We start from the raw sequence: 18,686 nt of genomic DNA on the forward strand, positions 1-18,686 counted from the left end.
CCCGCCCCCCGTTTCTCTGCCCCGTACTTCCGTTCATCATTCAGCTCCGAAGGTGAGAACGAGCTGCGGCCGGGAGGCCGCGGATCCTGCCTCGCTCGACCAGATGCGCAGACTGTCCGTCCCGCTGCTGGTCAGGGCGAGTGAGTAGGAGGAGCCCAGGGCCCCGCCCAGTGCCGGCGCGGTGAGCTCCACCGCGTAGTCGGTGGAGACGGCGGTTGCGCCGGTGATGGTCCCCAGCGCGGTCGCGGCGAGCGCCGGCCGGGAGTTGTAGGTGACCGCCGACTCGGTCCAGGCGCCGGTGACCGGCACCACGCTGTGGCTGTCGGTGGAGCCCGCCGTCGGGTCCGAGGACGTACGGAACCGGAGGCGGGCCGCTTTGAGAACCTGCTCGGCCGGGGCGTCGGGCAGGGTGAAGCGCAGATAGCTCAGATAGGCGGTCGTCCCCCGCGAGGCCAACTGCTGGTGGTCGTAGTTCGTGTTGGCCGCCACGCTGTTGACGTACGCGTCCTCGTCGGGCAGGACGCTCACCGTGGTGTCGCCGGGCGGGGCGGGGGTCTGGGCCAGCTCGTGATGGGCGGCCACCTGGGCCGGGGTCAGCGCCGAGCGGTAGATCGCCGTCTCGTCGACCTGACCGGCGAAGTACGTGCTGGACGGGCGGTTCGGCCAGGCGTTGTGCATCGCGTCCCCGCCGACCCGCCAGTACCCGTTGTACGAGCGGTTGCCCGCCGTCGTGTTGGAGGCGACCCGCACCCCGTCGATGTAGAGCGTCATCCCGCCGGGCCCCTGGGTGGCGACGGCGTGGTGCCACTGGCCGTCGTGGTATCCGGCCGAACTGATGAGAGTGGGTCGGCTGTCGGTGCTGCCCACCTGGACGCCGAAGGCCAGCCGCCCGTTGTCCGTGAGGTAGAGAAGCTTGTCGGAGATCGAGCTCGTCCGGCCTTGTGCCGTACCGATGTTGTTGCCGAAACCGACGAGCCGCCCGCCGTTCGTCGACGTCGTACGGAACCACGTCTCGATGGAGTACGGGGTGGGGGAAGTGTAGTGGTGCAGCCGGTCGCTGTACACGTACTCGTCGCTGCCGTTCAGCGCGAGCGCCGCCGAGCCCGCGACGGCCGGGGGCGTGCTGCGGTGGGTCGGGGCGTTCACGTACACGCCGCCGTTGCCGCTGTCCGAGGCGTCCGCGGCGAACGCCCCGCCGGGTTCGTCGTAGCGCCAGTACAGATCGGCGCCGTCGGCCAGCACCCGTTCCTGGTACGGGGAGGACCAGGAGGCGGCGGTCACCGAGGCGGCCGGGGAGAGCACGCTGGTGTTGCCCGCGCCGTCGGTCGCCGTGATCCGGTAGGAGTACGTCTGTCCGGCCGCCACGTCCCGGTCGGTGAAGCTGAGCTGGGGGCGGCTGAAGAAGAGCGACGAGCCGGTCGTGGTGTGCACCGGGGACGAGCCCCCGTCGCGGTACACCCGGTACGTCAGCAGGCTGTCGTCCAGGTCCAGAGAGGTCCGCCAGCTCACCCGCACCTCACCGGCCCGGGGCGCGGACACACTGGCCGCGGGCACGCTCGGCGCACCGGTGTCCGGCGTGTTGGCGAACCGGGTGAGCGCCTGCTGCGGTACCCCGTTGACCGTGGTGAACTCCCCGCCCACCCAGAGGAAGTCACGGCCGTCGCGCGAGGCGATCGTCAGCGCGCGCGGCCCGACCGGCTCCCCGATCCCGTCGTTCGTGTCCGGCAGCCAGCCCAGCAGCGCCGGGTCGTCGACGCCCTGCGCGGTGAGGTGCTTGCGAGTCTGGTTGGGGAAGCCGCCCATCGTCGAGCAGTCGTGGACGTGGCTGGCGGCGTAGAGCACCGACCTGTAGACCCTCAGAGCCTGGGTCGCCCCCTGACAGGTGTCCCGCCAGCGCTGGTCGAAGCCGTCCAGCTCCATCGCGAGGCGGCCGTCGAAGGAGCGGCCGCCGCGGCCCTCACCGGCGGCGTACCAGCCGCCCGACGCGGAGTCCGTGACGATGTCCTTGATGACGGCGGTGGAGGGGATGAAGCCGTCGGGATACGCGCGGGTGAGCGCCCCGGTGGTGGCGCTGGTCACCGCGATCGCATGGGAGTCGGCGCCGCCCACGGTGAAGAAGTCGCCGCCGAGCAGCACCGAGGCCCCGTCCGGCGTCACCTTCAGCGTCCGGCCCGGGTCGTCCGCGTCCGGATTCCACCCGGTCACCGCACCAGCCGGGGTCACCGCGCCGAAGAACCGCCGCGTCTGCCCGTTGACGGACTGGAAGTCCCCGCCCGCGTAGACCGTGCCGTCGGCCGCGACGTCCAGCGCGCGGACCGTCGCCGAGAAGTTCGGCGAGAACCCGGCCCGCCGGGTACAGGTGGCGGTGTCGACGGCGGCCAGGCCGTTGGCGCCCGTCCCGTTGACCGCGTTGAAGTAACCGCCCACGTACAGCGTCGACTTGTCCGGGGAGACGGCGAGCGCCCGTACGGTCGCGGTGCCGCTGGTCCGGGTGAAGGAGAGCGCGCAGCCGGTCGGCGCCCCGGTCGCCGCGTCGAACGCCGCGAAGTTGACGGCGGGTGCGGAGCCGCCGCCCGACGGGGTGCCCGCCGGGCGGACGGAGGAGAACGTGCCGCCGGCGTAGACGACCCCGTGCGCCTCCGCCAGCGACCACACGATGCCGTTGGTCTGGTACGTGGGCAGATGGTCGGCGGTGAAGCCGACCGGTTCGGTCAGCGCGGCCGCCGGGGGAGCGGCGGCCACCGGGGCGAGCACCCCGGCGGCCAGCGCGAGGGCGACGACGGGCGCCGTGCGCCCGCGACCGCCCGGCGCCCTCATCTGTCCACCCGAACGGCGGCCCCGGTCAGCTGGTCGTCCAGCTGACGGATGTCCGCCTCGACCATGATCCGGGCCAGCTCCCGCGACCTCACCTCGGGCTTCCAGCCCAGCAGCGCCTCGGCCTTGGACGCGTCGCCGATCAACGCGTCGACCTCGCTGGGCCGTTCGTACTTCGGGTCGTAGCGGACGTGCTCGCGCCAGTCGAGGCCGGCGTGCTCGAAGGCGAACTCCAGGAACTGCCGGACGCTGACCCCCTCGCCCGTGGCGACCACGTAGTCGTCGGGGGTGTCGCACTGGAGCATCCGCCACATGGCGTCCACGTACTCCGGGGCGTACCCCCAGTCCCGGACCGCGTCCAGGTTGCCCAGGTGCAGCCGGTCCTGGAGCCCCGCCTTGATCCGGGCGACGCCACGGGTGATCTTGCGGGTCACGAAGGTCTCGCCCCGGCGCGGCGACTCGTGGTTGAACAGAATCCCGTTCACCGCGAACATGCCGTACGCCTCGCGGTAGTTGACCGTCGCCCAGTACGAGTAGACCTTTGCCACGCTGTACGGGCTGCGCGGGTGGAACGCGGTCTTCTCGTTCTGCGGCGGCGGGCTGGCGCCGAACATCTCGGAGGAGGAGGCCTGGTAGATCCGGGTCTGGATGCCGCTGGCCCGGACCGCCTCAAGGAGCCGGATGGTGCCGAGCCCGGTGACGTCACCGGTGTACAGCGGAGCGTCGAAGGACACCCGCACATGCGACTGCGCGCCCAGGTTGTAGACCTCGTCGGGCTGGATGTCGCGCAACAGGTTCACCAGCGCGACCCCGTCCGACAGATCGGCGTGGTGCAGGACGAAGGAGCGCTCCGGCTCCTCGGGGCCCTGGTAGATGTGGTCGATCCGCTCGGTGTTGAAGCTTGAGGAGCGACGTATGAGCCCGTGCACCGTGTAGCCCTTGTCGAGCAGCAGCTCGGCCAGGTACGAGCCGTCCTGCCCGGTCACTCCGGTGATGAGCGCGGTCTTCGCCACGATTCCCCCTTCTCTGCGATCGCCTGAGCGGCGAACGGTTCACCGACATATCGGAATTGGGACGTTCTGCGGCAAACCATCACCGCAGTCCCCTTCTGCTGGCACAATCCGAGCCATGACGACCGAACTCCCCGTCCCACCGCAGGAATCCGCCCGCCCCCTACTGCGCCCCGGCTCCCGCGTATTCGTCGCGGGACACCGCGGCCTGGTCGGCTCGGCGGTGGCCCGCCGCCTGGCCGAGGACGGCCACGAGGTGCTCACCCGTGGCCGGGGCCTCCTCGATCTGCGCGATGCCGCGCGGACCGAGGCGTATCTGAAGGAGGTCTGCCCGGACGCCGTGGTGCTGGCCGCCGCCAAGGTCGGCGGGATCATGGCCAACAGCACCTACCCGGTGCAGTTCCTGGAGGACAACCTGCGCATCCAGCTCAGCGTGATCGCCGGTGCGCACGCGGCCGGGACGAAGCGGCTGCTCTTCCTCGGCTCGTCGTGCATCTATCCCCGGCTCGCCCCCCAGCCGATCCGCGAGGAGTCGCTGCTCACCGGCGAGCTGGAGCCCACCAACGAGGCGTACGCCCTCGCCAAGATCGCCGGGATCGTCCAGGTCCAGTCCTACCGGCGGCAGTACGGCGCCTCCTACATCAGCGCCATGCCCACCAATCTCTACGGACCCGGCGACAACTTCGACCTGGAGACCTCGCACGTCCTGCCCGCGCTGATCCGCCGCTTCCACGAGGCGCAGCGGGACGGGGCGAGCGAGGTGACCCTGTGGGGCTCGGGCTCCCCGCGCCGCGAGTTCCTCCATGTCGACGACCTCGCCGCCGCCTGCGTACGCCTCCTGGAGGCCTACGACGGCGACGAACCCGTCAACATCGGCTGCGGCGAGGACCTCACCATCCGTGAACTCGCCGAGACCGTCGCCGAGGTGACGGGCTACCGGGGGAAGATCGGCTGGGACATCTCGAAGCCCGACGGGACGCCCCGCAAGCTGCTCGACGTGACCCGGCTGACCTCCCTCGGCTTCGCGCCGCGGATTCCGCTGCGTGACGGCATCGCCCGTACCTACGCCTGGTGGCTCGGGCAACTCCCGCCCACTGTCTGACCGTTCACCGCCGCATGTGCGGCGGTGAACCGGGGCTCCTCGCATCCGCACACCGTCCTCAGTAGGCTCCGCGGCCGTCGGTGACGGCGCGCACCGTACGGGCGAGGAGCCCCATGTCCGTGGCCACTGACCAGTTGTCCACGTACCAGAGGTCCAGCGAGACGGTCTCCTGCCAGGACAGGTCCGAGCGCCCGCTGACCTGCCACAGTCCGGTGAGGCCCGGTTTCACGGCTAGCCGGCGGCACTCCCGCTCGTCGTAGCGCGAGGCCTCCTCGGGCAGCGGCGGGCGCGGGCCCACCAGTGACATATGGCCCATCAACACATTGACCAGTTGCGGGAGTTCATCGACCGACGTCCGGCGCAGCGCCCGGCCGATCCGGGTCACCCGAGGGTCGCTGCGCATCTTGAAGAGCGGACCGTCGACCTCGTTGGCCGCGGCGAGCTGGGCCTTGCGGTGCTCCGCGTCCGCCACCATCGTCCGGAACTTCCACATGGTGAACGGCCGGTTGTGCTGCCCCTGCCGGACCTGCCGGTGGAAGACCGGACCCCGCGAGGACAGCCGTACGCCCAGTGCCACGGCCAGTAACAGCGGAGCCAGGAACACGAGCCCGAACAGGGCCCCCGTGCGGTCCAGCACCGCCTTGGCCACCGCCTGCGGACCACCGCGCAACGGCGGTGCCACGTGCAGCAGGGTGAGACCGGCCAGGGTGTCGGGGCGTACCCGCTCCGGTGCGACCCCGGAGAGCTCGGAGAGCACGCACAGGGCGACGCCCCCGTCGTGGAGCCCCCAGCCGAGCCGCCGCAGCCGGTCACCGGTCAGCTGGGGCCCGGGAGCCACCAGCACCAGGTCCGCGGCGTGCGCGTAGGCCCCGCCGAGCACCGTCATCACGTCGTCGTCGGCCCGGCGGGACGCGAGATGCCCCGGTACGTGCACACCGTCGTGCCGCGGCGCTTCCGCGCCCACCGGGATCGCGGCGACCAGCTGATAGCCGTGGTCCGTACGGGAGTTGAGCAGCTCTGCCGCCCGGTCCAGGCCCGACGCCTCGCCGACCAGCAGCACCCTGCGGGCCCTTTGGCCGCGCCGTGCGGTGCGCGGCCAGTGCCGCAGTCCCGCCGCCGCGGTGGCGACCAGCAGCCCCGGCGCGACGGCCACGACGGCCGTCGCCGGGTCCACCGGACTCCCCGCCGCCGTGTGCAGCACGGCCAGCACCCCGATGAGCAGCAGCCAGTCGCCTATCGTGCCCAGCGCACCCCCCGGCGTGGTCCGCGGCGGTTCGGCGTACCGTCCGCGCGCGCCGCGCAGTCCCGTCCACACCAGCCCGGCCACGGCGGCGGCCGCCAGCGGACGGGGCTGGTCGCCCGCCCGCAGCAGCAGCCAGGCCGGCCCGGCCAGGCCCAGCAGATCCGTCAGCGCGGCGAGCGTCGGGCCGTGCCCCGGCCACCGCCGGGCCGGAGCCCGGTCGGCCGGGTCGCGCTGTGCTGTCGGGGCCCTCCACAGCTGTTCCAGGGCCGCCGTGCGGTTCCGGGAGGCGGCGGTGCGGGGACGCGGCGCGCCCCGGAGCCCCACCGGCCCGGATATGTCTGTCTCCGGTATTTCGACATGCCCCATGAACCCCCCAGTCACAGTCGGGCACCCCCGCAAACGGGACGCATCCGTCGATCCCATGGACTGACGGATGCGGCCTCGCCCGGTGCACGATATCCACACACGTGCCATTTCGCTGGAGTTCTCGTGAAGTTCAGACGGCTCGGTTTCAAGGCTTCCGTTTCACCGTAGCCGTCCGATGTCGCTTGACACGTAAGGATGTTGAGGGGGCGCCAGATGGGTAAGCGCTTGTGCCGTACCCCCGGGAGCACACGAACCCCCTGGCGGGAGGCGTGCCCGGGCAGGGGGTTCGGTGCCCCCGCCGCGGGCCGGGCGGGGAGGGGGGAACAGCTGCGAGATCAGAACGCGCCGGTCATGCGCCTCCTTGTGCGCCGGTGGACCAACAGACCTGCCCCAATGAGGCCCACTGCTGCGAGAGTTGCCGACATCACAGTGAGCCCGGTGGCGGCCAGGCTGCCGCCGCCGGACGCGGCCGCCGTGCCGGTGTTGCCGCCGAGGCCACCGCCGACCGTGCCACCGGCCCCGCCGACGGCACCCCCGGAGCCGGAGCCGCCGGCATCTCCGCCGCCGGACGGCGTACCACTGCCTCCGCCGGCCACGCTGCCACCTGACGCACCGTCACTATTCTCGCCGGCACCGCCGTTCGTGGTGTCGCCGGTGTCGCCGGGGGCGCCGCTGTCGCCCCCGGACGCGCCTTCGGTGCCACCGTCGCCGGTGGCCGCCGTGACGGTGAGCGTCACGGGAGCGGTACGCGTGGTGCCCACGTCGTTGCGGAACTCGGCGCGGTAGCGGTAGCCGTCCTGGGCGGTCCTGGCGGTGAACGCGAGAACCGGCTCGGCCGCGCCCTCGACGTCCTGCCAGGTCTGCGAGCCGTCGGTGCTGACCTGCCAGCGGACCGTGGGCTCCGGTGTGCCCTGCGCGATGGCGGTGAGGGACACCTCGTCCCCGTCCTGCGCCGACCGGTCGGCGGGTGCCTGGGTCACCAGGGGCGAGACCTGCCGGACCAGCTTGGTGATCTTCCCCTCGGCGGGACTGGTCACGAAGACCGTCGCGCCGCCGGGTGCGACGGCGAGCGAGGCCGCGCCGAGCTGGGAGTGGTTGCCGGGCAGCGACACGTCCTCAGCGGCGGCGGTGTGGTCCGCGCTGTCGTACACGGTCAGCGTGCCGTTGTTGTCGTCGGCCGGGTCGGAGAGGTCCCCGCCGTCCTGCCAGACGACGAAGGCGCGCCCGCTCTCCGCGTCGAAGGCCGCGCCCCGGGCCAGGTCCTTGCCGGCGATCGTCTTCACCAGCGTGCCCGAGGCGTCGAAGACCAGCACGGACCGGTCGACCCCGACCCACACCGCACCGGTCGCCGGGTCCGTCTCGGTGAATCCGGCGAAGCCGTTCGCGCCGGGCAGGTCGAAGGAGCCGGTCACCGTGAACGACGCGAGGCTGACGCGGTGCAGCTTCCCGGCCGCGAAGTCGCTGTACCACAGCGCACCCCGGTCGGGGTCGGCGGCGAACCGGGTGCCGCCCGGCAGGGTGAGGCTCCGGACGGCCGTGCCGGTCGCCGTCTCGACCTCGGAGAGCTTCGCCCCCTGGGCGACCAGCACCGTGCCCGGAGCCGTACCGGGGGCGATGTCCGTGATCGTGGACCCGGAGAGCCAGACGCCCGAGGCGGCGGAGTCGCCCGCTTCGGCGCTCCCGACGCCCCGCAGCGGGTAGTTGTAGACGACGCCGTCGCCCGGCAGGGGGCCGGAGATCCGGGCCGCCGCCGAGGCGCGCAGCCCCCCGGTCGGGCCGGGGGCCTGGCTGATCCAGCTCTCGGCCGTCCCGTCCTCAGGGTCCAGCACGTACAGCCCGCGCTCGTCGGCGCTCGCCGTGTCGGGCAGGTTGTCCGCACCGACGTACAGCTTCTCGGAGTCGGGGTGCAGCAGCAGGTCCAGCGGCTTGCCCGCCGAGGTGAAGTCGGCGGCGGCCCGGTACGAGACGGTGCCCGGCGGCACGTCCACGCCCTCGCCCCCCTCGCCGGGCTCCTGGCCCGCGAAGGTCACGGGTACGCGTACGTCCTGCGTGCGGTCGCCGCCGGCGCGGTGGTCGGCGCGGGTGACCACGGAGCAGGGCACCTCGGCGCAGTCGAGACCGTCGCCCGTCGCCGTGATCTCGATCTCCACGTCGAAGGTGCCGCCGGGGCCGAAGGGCTGGGCGAGCTCACCCTCGTAGGGATCGCCCGGGGGCACGATCCACTGCGAGGTCCTGGAGCCGCCGCTCATGTCCGCGCCGCCGAGGCAGGGGGAGGGGACCCGGTTGTCGCCGTTGTCCTTGCACAGGGCGACGTAGATGCCGGTGGTGAGGCCGTACCCCTCGCCGGTGACCCGGACCTTCTGCCCGGCCGGGTCGAGACCGGTGGTGGCCGAGACGGAGAACTTCTGCCCCTGCGGGCCGGTGGCGCTCCTGGGGGTGCCGGCGTCGGCGCCGACCGCCGCGCCCGCGGGGATCGCCGCCAGCAGCAGGGCGGCGACGGCGGCCGTGCCGGCCGGACGCCGCACCGGTCTGCGGCGGACGTTCGGCGGGGTGCCCGGAGCGGTGCCCGGAGTGGATGTCATGTGATTCCTCGTCACAACGCGGTGAGCCCGGCCCCGGAGCGAACCTCCGGGGCCGGGCGTATGGCCGGGGGTGTTACACGAAGTCGATCGGGGTGTGGACGTCGTACTTGCGGTCGTTGGTGTCGGTGTGGTCGGCGCGGGTCACGATGGCGCACTCGACGGTGTCGCCGCAGACGTTGCCGCCGCCGAGATCGGCCTTGACGTGTATCCGGACGCTGAAGGAGCCGCCCGCGCCGAAGGTCGAGCTGTTGGGCAGGATGCCGCCGCCCAGGTTGGACACCCAGTGCGAGGCGCCGGTGGTGCCGGACTCGTCCTGGCCGCCGAGACACGGCGAGGGCTTGCCGGCGCCCTGCGCCCCGTCCACCACGCACAGGCTCACGTAGACGCCCTGGCCGGTGTTGTAACCGCTGCCGGAGACGGTGACGTTGGCGCCCGAGGCGGCCGCGGTGTCCGGGGCCGTGAGCGACAGGTCGTAGGTCGTGCCCCCGTCGGTGATCGTGCGGGTACCGGTCGCGGCGGCGGCCGGGGAGGCGAAGGTCAGCGCCAGCGCGGCTGCGGCGAAGGCGGCGAGGCCTGCGCGGGCGACGGTACGGGTGGAGGGGACAGCACTCATTCGATGAGCACCTTTCTCAACATTGTTGACCAGAAAGAACCACGGACACCCAGTCGACTTAGGTAAGGCATACCTAAGTCGATGTCTGTCGGGATGTCAACAGCGTCGGGGTGTCGCTGGACTGTGAAGGTCAACAAAGCTGGGAATCAAGGGGGTTGGTGAGCCGGCGGGGTGGGAAGGTCACCGGAGTTGAGAGGTCACAGAAGGGGAAGGGCCTGCTCGGTCCAGATGGTTTTTCCGGTCCGGGTGTACCGCGTGCCCCACCGCTGGACGAGCTGCGCGACGATGAACAGGCCGCGTCCGCCCTCGTCGTCCTCCGCACTGTGCCGCAGGTGCGGCGAGGTGTGACCGGTGTCCGCGACCTCGCACAGCAGGGTGCGGTCGCGGATGAGGCGCAGCCGCAGCGGCCCGCCCGCGTACCGGACCGCGTTGGTGACCAGTTCGCTGACGACCAGTTCGGTCGAGAACGACAGCTCCGCCAGGCCCCAGGCCTCCAGCTGCCCGGTGGCCAGTTCGCGGGCCCGGCCCACCGACACCGGCTCCGCCGACAGCTCCCATTCGGCCACCCGCCCCTCGGCCAGTTCGCGGGTACGGACCAGGAGCAGGGCCGTGTCGTCGGCGCTCGTACCGCCGGGCACCAGCTCGGCGACCGCCCGGTCGCACAGGTCGTCCAGCGAGGCCGAGGGGTCGGCCAGCACCCGGCCGAGCGCGTCGAGGCCCCGGCTGATGTCGTGGTCCCGGGCCTCGACCAGCCCGTCGGTGAACAGCGCGAGAAGACTGCCCACCGGTAGGTAGATCTCCATGGACTCGAACGGCAGGCCGCCCAGGCCCAGCGGCGGCCCGGCGGGCAGGTCCGGGAAGGACACCCGGCCCCCGGGGTCCACGATCGCCGGAGGCAGGTGCCCGGCCCGGGCCATGACGCAGTGCCGGGAGACCGGGTCGTAGACCGCGTACAGGCAGGTCGCCCCGGTCGTCACGTCGTCGTACGCGTGGGAAGCCGTCCCGCCTGCGGCGCCGGTGGCATCCGTGGCCGTCCCGTACGCGTCGTACTGCTCCTCGGCGGGCTGCCCCACGAGGTCGTCCAGCCGGGTCAGCAGCTCGTCGGGGGCCATGTCCAGCTGGGCGAAGGCCCGTACGGAGGTGCGCAGCCGGCCCATGGTGGCGGCGGCCTGGAGGCCGTGTCCGACCACGTCCCCGACCACCAGGCCGACCCGGGTCCCGGACAGCGGGATCACGTCGAACCAGTCCCCGCCGACCCCGGTCACGTCGTCGGCGGGCAGATAGCGGTAGGCGGTCTCCACGGCGGACCGCGGCGGCAGATGGTGGGGGAGCAGCTGCCGCTGGAGGGCGAGCGAGGCGGTGCGCTCGCGGGTGTAGCGGCGGGCGTTGTCGATGCAGACGGCCGCCCGGGCCGCCAGCTCGTCGGCCAGCGCGACCTCGCCGCCGTCGAAGGTGGTCGCCGGGGCGGGCGCATGGCCCGGGGCGTCGGCTTGTACGGCCCGGTCGAAGGTGACGAGCCCCAGGATGCCGCCGCCGGCCCGGAGCGGGACGACCAGGGTGCTCTCGTCGAGGACGAGCCCGCCGGAGGACAGGCTGCGGTTCTGGGGCGATCCGGGCGGATAGGCGACGGGCGGGTACCGGTGCCGGGGGTCGGCGGGGTCCGTGACGTCCGCGCTCCCCTCCGCCGTGGCCGAACGGCCCGGGTCCGGGGCCGCCGGGCCCGTGGCCGACCGTTCGGCGACCCGCAGCAGGGCCATGTCCGCCGTGCTCCCGGCGGCCGCCGTCTCGCCGGTCACCGCGGCGCGCGTCACGTCGACCCGTACCGCCCGGGCGAAGTCCGGCACCGCGACCTCCGCGACCTCCTCGGCGGTGGTCACCACGTCCAGGACGGTGCCGATGCTGCGTCCGGCCTCGACGAGGAGGGTCAGCCGCTCCTGCGCCCGGTAGCGGTCGGAGATGTCGAACGCGTCCTCGCACACACCGAAGACATGCCCGTGGGAGTCCTCCAGCCGGTAGTAGGAGCAGGACCACAGGTGGTCCCTGCCCGGGTCGCTGGGCGGCTGTCCCCGGAAGTGCAGATCGAGGATCGGCTCTCCGGTGGCCAGGACGTGGTGCATGACGGCGTCGAGGGTCTGCGGGTAGCCCGGGGTCACGAAGGAGCCCCCGGAGTACAGCTCGTCGGCCCGCTTGCCCCGGTAGGTGTCGAGCGGCTGCCCGATCTCCCGCTCGTACGCGGTGTTGCTCCAGGTCAGCCGTAGATCGGTGTCGTAGATGGCCAGGCCCACGGGCGACTGCGTCGCCAGCCCCTGGAGCAGGGCCAGCCGCGATTCCCAGTGCCGCAGCTCCCCGACCTCCGCCGCCACCAGGACCCGGTCCGGGGTGCCGGGGCCGCCGGGGGCGCCCGGCAGGGGGCAGGTCGCGGTGGCCACCAGCAGCTCACGGCCGTCCCGGGTGCGCGCCACATGGAAGTCGTTCCCCGTGAGGGGAGGCGGGCCCGGTACGTCGGGTACCGGGGGCCCCTCGACCGGCCGCGCCGACAGGAAGGCGCTGAGCGGCCGCCCCAGGGCGTCGGACGGCCGGTGCCCGAGCAGCTCGGCTGCCGCGGGGCTCCAGCCGATGACGGTGTCCTCGGCGTCCAGAACCACCGTGGCCGCCCTGGTGATGTCCAGGGGGCCACGGAAATCGGCGCTCTCCGCCGTGTTCGCTGCGCTCACCGCACCACACCGGCCTGGTTCATTACCTTCAGAATCCGCCCTGCCCGGGACCGGCACAACCGCGCCCGGCGGGAGGACGCCCTATGATTCGAGTACGTGTGCGAATCTGTGCCCGGGGTGCCGCTCACCCCGTCCCGGCGGCGTCGGCCTTGATCAGGTCGGCGCACTTCTCGCCGATCATCATCGTGGTGATGCACGGATTGACCGTCGACAGGACCGGCATGACGGACGCGTCGGCCACCCGCAGCCCCGTGACCCCCTTGACCCGCAGCCGAGGGTCGAGTGGTGACTCCCGGTCGTCCGCCGGGCCCATCCGTACGGTCCCGGCCGGGTGGTAGACGGTGTTGTGGGTCTCACGGATGTAGTCGAGCAGCTCGGCGTCCGTGGTCGCACCCGGGCCCGGGGCCAGCTCGGCGCCCGCCCAGTCGGCCATCGGCGGCCGCCCGACGATGTCCCGCGCCAGCCGCAGCCCGTGGGTCATGACCCGTACGTCGTGCTCGTCGGTGAAGTAGCGGGGATCGACCCGGGGCTTGTCGCGGAAGTCCCGGGTCCGCAGCCGGACCGTGCCCCTGGACCGGGCGCGGGTGACGTTGGGGGTCAGACAGAACGCGTTGTCCGAGGTCGGGTAGCCGCGCCGGTAGGTGTTCATGTCGAAGGGCACCGAGCCGTAGTGGAACATCAGGTCCGGCCGGTCCAGACCCTCCTCGGTATCCGCGAAGATGCCGATCTCCCACCACTGGGTCGAGGTGGTGACCATGGGCCGCTTCGCCTCCCACATGATCACGCCCTCCGGATGGTCCTGGAGGTGTGAGCCGACACCGGGGGAGTCCACCCGCACGTCCACCCCGGTCTCCCGCAGATGCCCGGCCGGGCCGATGCCGGACAGCATCAGCAGCTTCGGGGAGTCGATCGCGCCGCAGGCGACGACCACCTCGCGTCGGGCGTGCACCGCCCCGCTGTGCACGGTGTCGGGCTCCAGGTACTCAACGCCGGCGCACCGGTCGCCCTCGAACAGCAGCCGCTTCGCCTGGAGCCCTGTGCGTACGTCCAGGTTGGGACGCTTCCCCAGCACCGGATGCAGATACGAGACCGAGGCGGAGGAGCGGGTGCCGTCCTCCCGGGCGTTGATCTGGAACCAGTGCGCACCCCGGATCACCGTGCTGCCCGTGTTGAAGGGGACGGTGGGGATGCCCGCCGCCGCACAGGCCTCCAGCAGGGCCGCCCCGCACGGGTCGCGGGGCGGCACGGTACGGATGGTGACGGGACCGGAGCGCCCGTGGTGGTCGCCGGGCGCGTCGTTCGTCTCCAGCCGTCGGTAAAGGGGGAAGCAGTCCGCCGCGCTCCACCCCGTACAGCCCAGCGCGCCCCACTCGTCGAGGTCCTCGGCCGGGGCCCAGAAGGCGATGCACGAGTTGTGCGAGGAGCAGCCGCCGAGCACCTTGGCACGGGCGTGCCGCATGAAGCTGTTGCCGTTCTCCTGCGGTTCCACCGGGTAGTCCCAGTCGTAACCCGACTCCAGCAGCGCCATCCACTGCTCCAGCCGCAGGACGTTGTCGTCCCCGACGTCGGAGGGCCCCGCCTCCAGGACGCAGACGGTGACGGCGGGGTCCTCGGTGAGCCGGGCGGCGACGACGGCTCCGGCCGTACCGCCGCCGACCACGACGTAGTCGTACGTGGGCACAGAGTTCTCTTCGGGCATCGCGTCTCCAGGGTTCAGAGGGTCGGCGGGGGAGCGGCGGGCGGCTCCGCCTCGAAGCGGTGCTCGGCGAGCACCCGTGCGGTGCCGCCGGACGGACCAGCGGTGGGCGGAGCCGCCGAGCGCGACGACCCCGTTGAACAGGAACGCCCCACCGCGGCTATCCGTACCGCGGACCCGGCGCGTCGCGGTCCTCGGCGCGCGGCCAGGCCCGGTCGAGGGACATCGCCGTGCCCCACAGCACCGCGAGCCGGTCGACCGGCGGCCCCCACCGTCCCGCCGGGAGCACGCCCTCGCGCGGCTTCCCCGGTGCCGTGCGGCCGCGGACCGGGGCGGCCCGCACAGCCGGGACGCAGACCGGTGACCTCGGTGCCGCTCACTCGAACCATCGCTGGGGAGCCGCCGCGACATTGCGCCAGATGTGCTTGGCCTCCTGGTACTCGGCTAGCCCGGCGGGCCCCAGTTCCCGGCCGAAACCGGACTGCTTCATGCCGCCCCACTCCGCCTGCGGTACGTAGGGGTGGAAGTCGTTGATCCACACGGTGCCCGCCCGCAGCCGGGACGCCACCCGGTGGGCGCGCTCGCCGTCCCGCGTCCAAACAGCCCCCGCCAGCCCGTACACGGTGTCGTTGGCCAGCCGCAGAGCCTCCTCCTCGTCCCGGAACCGCTCCACGGTGAGCACCGGCCCGAACGACTCGTCCCGCACCACGGACATCCCGGCCGTGCACTCGTCCAGCACGGTCGGCGGGTAGTAGAAGCCGTTCGCCAACGCCGGATCGTCGGGCCGCGCACCCCCGCAGCGCACCACCGCGCCCTCGGCCACACCTTCCGCCACGTACGCCTCGACCTTGTCGCGGTGCTCGGCGGAGATCAGCGGACCGCTGCGGGCGTCCTCGTCGAAGGGCCCGCCGAGCCTGATCCGCCGGGCCCGCGCCACCAGCTCGTCCACGAACCGGTCGTGCAGCTCGTCCTGCACCAGGAGCCGGGCCCCGGCGGAACAGACCTGGCCGGAGTGCAGGAACACCGCCATCAGCGCGTAGTCGACGGCGGTGTCGAAGTCGGCGTCGGCGAAGACGATGTTGGGGTTCTTGCCGCCCAGCTCCAGGGCCACCTTCTTCACGGTGGGCGCGGCGGCCGCCATGATGCTCCGCCCGGTCACGAGCCCGCCGGTGAACGACACCATGTCCACCCGGGGGTCCTCGGTGAGCGGCGCGCCCACCACGCCCCCCGCCCCGAGCAACAGATTCGCGGCCCCGTCCGGCAGCCCGGCCTCGGCCAGCAGCCCCATGAGCAGAACGGCGGTGTGCGGAGTCAGCTCGCTCGGCTTCAGCACAAACGTGTTACCGGCCCCGAGCGCCGGAGCGACCTTCCAGGCGGTCTGGAGCAGCGGATAGTTCCACGGGGTGATGAGCGCGCACACCCCGACGGGTTCGTGCACGATCCGGCTGTCGACGTCCGCGACCCCGGTCTCCACGACCCGGCCCCCGTCCCCGGCCGCGACGAGGTTGCCGAAGTACCGGAAGCAGTTCGCGATGTCGTCCATGTCGTACGCGCTCTCGACCAGCCGCTTCCCCGTGTCCAGCGACTCGGCCCGCGCGAAGACGTCCTTGTCCCGCTCCAGCAGCTCCGCGACCCGCAGCAGCAGCCGCCCCCGCTCGCCGGCCGGTGTCCCCGGCCAGGGCCCGTCGTCGAACGCCCGCCGGGCCGCGCGAACGGCCGCGTCGGCGTCCCGCGCCCCGCCCTCGTCCACGACGGCCACCAGACTCCCGTCGGCGGGACAGCGGATCTCCCGCGTCCGCCCGTCGAGGGCAGCGGTCCACTGCCCGTCGATGAACAGCTCCGGCATGGGCTCCTCCAAGTGCGGCTGGACCGGTCGCCCGGCCGTACGCCGTCCCTGCGGCATCCCGGTGGCGATCCATGACCGACGGTAGGCGCGGCGGCCCGGGCGCGCAGCACGAGCGCGGCCGAACCGACGAACCCGCCCCGGCACCCAGCTCCCCGGGCGGGACTCAGCGCTCTGGTGCTGGGGGCTGATCCGACCGGGGTACCGGTGGGGACACCGGTCGGATCACGGAGGTGCCGTGGGCGGCCCGGGGGGCGGTGGCCCGAACCCCTCCGGACCCGGCCTCGCTGCTCAGCAGGCCCTGCGCCAGGTCCCCAGCTCCCACTTCTTCCGCATGGAGGAGAGGCCCAGCCTGCGGGACTCGGGGCAGAAGCGGTCGGTCGGCTCGGTGTACTCGACATGGAAGACGGCCTTGCCCGCCTCGATGAACGGTGTGAGCTTCGCGCACTCGCCGTACTGCGCGCACTGCTCGTTGACCGCGAAGTCGAAGGCGCCCACCAGCTGCGGGATCTGCGAGAGATCATTCTTCAGGCCCACAGCCAGGCCGCGTTCGTGGGCGATGCGAGCGATCATGCGGTTGTAGCGCAGCTGGTCCTGCGCGGTGAGCGGGAAGCCCGTGTCGTCGGCGTACCCCTCCACGAGGTCGGGCTCCACCGCGTCGAATCCCTTCCTCCGGCACATGTCGAACCGCCGTTCCATGATCGGCCGAAGCAGGGAGATCCGCCGGATGTCGAGCCAGCGCTCACCGTCCCAGCCGTTCGGCCCGCCCAGCACCGAGCGGGGGAACGCGTCCTTGTCGGGCCGGTAGTCCTCCCAGGCGCCCACGTTGATGTAGCAGATCACCTTGCGGCCGGCGCGGTGGAGCCGGGCGACGTCCTCGGCGTCGTTCTCGAAGCCGTCGATGTCATAGACCGGCACGTCGGCAGCCGAGGCGTCGACTTTCCCGTCGAGCTGCCACTGCCAGGCCAGCCCCGGACGAGGCTGCCACCTGCTCTTGCCCGGTCCGCCCGACGCGGTGTCCCGGCTGCCGCCCGTATCGGAACAACCGGACAGCAGGGTGGTCACCGCGACCGTCAGCACAGCCAGCAGGGTGGCCCACGGCCGGGCTCCGGGTTTCACCGCCCCGCTCCGGACAGCACCGGTGTCAGCCGGGCCCACGGGTTGGGCGGCTTCCCGGTCACCGGGCCCGACACCGCGGCGCCACGCTCGTTGGCGGTGCGCACGGCCAGCGGGGCCAGTGCCTCGGGCACGCCGTACACCAGGTGACAGAAGCGGTCGGGCGGACAGCGCGTCGTCCAGTCGGGTCTGCTGAACGCCGACACATAGGTGGACCAGGGACCCTCGAACGTGACGAGGAGATCGGCGATCCTGGCGTAGCCGGGAGCCGGGTGCACGCCCGGGTTGAGGACCACGGGCGACGCGCCCTGCCGGCGCAGCGCGCGTACCAGCTTCCGGTAAGCGGACAGCGCGTCCCCGGCGGCGCTCACCCGGTCCAGGAAACAGCCGTCGGTGGCGTACCACTCCCGGTGCCGGGCGGCATCGGCGGTGACATCGACGGCAGGCCGGGTGCCGTAGTCGGTGTCCACATAGCCGAGCACGCGGGCACCCGCTCCGCGCAGCGCGCCCGCCACGGAGACGAAGGCGGGATCGGCCGCGCCGCCCGGCCCGTCCGCGGGATTGAGCACGACCGCGTAGGTACGGTCGGCCGCTTCAATGAGCCGGTGCCAGGCGGCTGGGTCCACAGCCGGGTGGACGTACAGCGGGATCAGAAGGCTCACGATGACGGTTCGCCTTCCCCGCGCGGGGCCGGGGGGTGGGCACCGGCGGACCACAGTGCGGTCAGAGACTCCCGCAGCACATACGAGGGACGCCAGCCAAGGGCTGTCCCGGCGGCAGAGATGTCGGAACACTGCCAGGACACCTGATCCGAGCGGGCGGAGCCGGCGCCCTGTTCCTCGATGCGTCCGCCGAAGCCCGCGATCTCCGCGAGGGTATGCACCAGGTCGCGCACCGGTACGGCGTCGCCGCCGCCGATGTTGAGCACGCGCGGCAACGGCCCGGGCGCGGTCACCGCCCGCTCCACCGCCCGCGCCACGTCACGTGCGTCGACGAAGTCGCGGTACGCCGACAGGTCCCCGAGGCGGAGCACCGCGTCCGTGTCCGAACCCGCCTCGCGCAGGAGCCGGGTGACCCGGCCGGGCAGTCCGCCGGGTGGCGCCCCGGGCCCCACCGGATTACCGACCCGGAGGACGAGTGCGTCCAGAGCGGAGGTCGAGACGGTGGCCGTGCCGGCCAGTTTCGTGGCCCCGTAGGCGCTGAGCGGGCGGGTGGCCGCAGACTCCGCCGTCGGGACCCTGCCGGTGCCCGGGCCGTACTCGGCGGCCGAACCGAGGTGGACCAGCCGGGCCGAGGGGCAGGCCAGAACCATGGCCTCGCACAGGACGGCGGGCCCCCGGGCGTTGGCTTCCGCCAGCGTCACCGGGTTCCCGCCGGTCGCCCCGGCGCAGTTGACCACGGCGTCCGGCGCCGCCGACGCCAGGGTCTTCGCGAGCCGGTCGAGGGAGTCGGTGGCGAGGTCGACGGGAACGTCGGCGGCGGGGGACCGCCCGCCGGTGAGGACCCGCGTGCCCTTGAGAGCACCGAGCCGCTCGGCGACGTGGGCCCCCAGGTAACCGGTGGAGCCAAGGACGAGAACGCGCATAC

Annotated in this window: 12 protein-coding genes and 1 pseudogene; 1 reads left to right on the top strand and 12 read right to left on the bottom strand. The window is 72.8% G+C overall.

Features of this window, described 5'->3' with window-relative positions:
* Positions 1 to 36: 36 nt before the first annotated feature.
* Together ACZ5WC_RS12305 and gmd are read right to left on the bottom strand one after the other, a co-directional pair.
* The gene (locus ACZ5WC_RS12305; protein ID WP_468540730.1) at positions 37 to 2,817 is read right to left on the bottom strand and encodes a DNRLRE domain-containing protein; all 2,781 of its coding nucleotides are present in this window, start codon (positions 2,815 to 2,817) and stop codon (positions 37 to 39) included.
* A complete protein-coding gene (gmd, locus tag ACZ5WC_RS12310) occupies positions 2,814 to 3,827 on the bottom strand; it encodes a GDP-mannose 4,6-dehydratase (RefSeq protein WP_468540731.1) in 1,014 nt (337 codons plus the stop codon). Before gmd ends, ACZ5WC_RS12305 begins: the two co-directional genes overlap by 4 nt.
* A gap of 115 nt (positions 3,828 to 3,942) precedes the next feature.
* Between gmd and ACZ5WC_RS12315 the strand changes: the two genes are divergently transcribed.
* Complete coding sequence (locus ACZ5WC_RS12315) at positions 3,943 to 4,926, top strand: GDP-L-fucose synthase family protein (protein WP_468540732.1); 984 nt, start codon at positions 3,943 to 3,945, stop codon at positions 4,924 to 4,926.
* A 58-nt stretch (positions 4,927 to 4,984) separates the two neighbouring features.
* Here the strand turns inward: ACZ5WC_RS12315 and ACZ5WC_RS12320 are convergent, their stop codons facing one another.
* The 10 genes and pseudogenes from ACZ5WC_RS12320 to ACZ5WC_RS12365 all read right to left on the bottom strand — a co-directional run bounded on the left by ACZ5WC_RS12320 (position 4,985) and on the right by ACZ5WC_RS12365 (position 18,684).
* Entirely contained in the window at positions 4,985 to 6,535 is a 1,551-nt protein-coding gene (locus ACZ5WC_RS12320; protein ID WP_468540733.1) for a sugar transferase, read from the bottom strand.
* 335 nt (positions 6,536 to 6,870) lie between these two features.
* On the bottom strand, positions 6,871 to 9,117 hold the full coding sequence (locus ACZ5WC_RS12325) for a hypothetical protein (RefSeq protein WP_468540734.1): 2,247 nt from the start codon (positions 9,115 to 9,117) through the stop codon (positions 6,871 to 6,873).
* A gap of 73 nt (positions 9,118 to 9,190) precedes the next feature.
* Positions 9,191 to 9,730: a hypothetical protein gene (locus ACZ5WC_RS12330; protein ID WP_468540735.1), complete on the bottom strand. Its 540-nt coding sequence runs from the start codon at positions 9,728 to 9,730 to the stop codon at positions 9,191 to 9,193.
* A gap of 197 nt (positions 9,731 to 9,927) precedes the next feature.
* Complete coding sequence (locus tag ACZ5WC_RS12335; protein ID WP_468540736.1) at positions 9,928 to 12,444, bottom strand: ATP-binding SpoIIE family protein phosphatase; 2,517 nt, start codon at positions 12,442 to 12,444, stop codon at positions 9,928 to 9,930.
* 124 nt (positions 12,445 to 12,568) lie between these two features.
* Positions 12,569 to 14,143 (bottom strand): GMC family oxidoreductase, encoded by a 1,575-nt coding sequence (locus tag ACZ5WC_RS12340; protein ID WP_468540737.1) that lies wholly within the window; start codon positions 14,141 to 14,143, stop codon positions 12,569 to 12,571.
* A 14-nt stretch (positions 14,144 to 14,157) separates the two neighbouring features.
* Positions 14,158 to 14,444: pseudogene (locus ACZ5WC_RS12345) on the bottom strand (amino acid permease); the annotation flags it as partial.
* 72 nt (positions 14,445 to 14,516) lie between these two features.
* Positions 14,517 to 15,986, bottom strand: coding sequence for an aldehyde dehydrogenase family protein (locus ACZ5WC_RS12350; protein WP_468540738.1), 1,470 nt, complete (start codon positions 15,984 to 15,986; stop codon positions 14,517 to 14,519).
* Between the two features lie 288 nt (positions 15,987 to 16,274).
* Entirely contained in the window at positions 16,275 to 17,102 is an 828-nt protein-coding gene (locus tag ACZ5WC_RS12355; protein WP_468540739.1) for an endo alpha-1,4 polygalactosaminidase, read from the bottom strand.
* Entirely contained in the window at positions 17,099 to 17,761 is a 663-nt protein-coding gene (locus ACZ5WC_RS12360) for a spherulation-specific family 4 protein (RefSeq protein ID WP_468540740.1), read from the bottom strand. Before ACZ5WC_RS12360 ends, ACZ5WC_RS12355 begins: the two co-directional genes overlap by 4 nt.
* On the bottom strand, positions 17,758 to 18,684 hold the full coding sequence (locus tag ACZ5WC_RS12365) for an NAD-dependent epimerase/dehydratase family protein (RefSeq protein ID WP_468540741.1): 927 nt from the start codon (positions 18,682 to 18,684) through the stop codon (positions 17,758 to 17,760). The genes ACZ5WC_RS12360 and ACZ5WC_RS12365 overlap by 4 nt, the downstream gene beginning before the upstream one ends.
* Between the last annotated feature and the right edge of the window lie 2 nt (positions 18,685 to 18,686).

Source organism: Streptomyces sp. NPDC033165 (assembly GCF_055577965.1).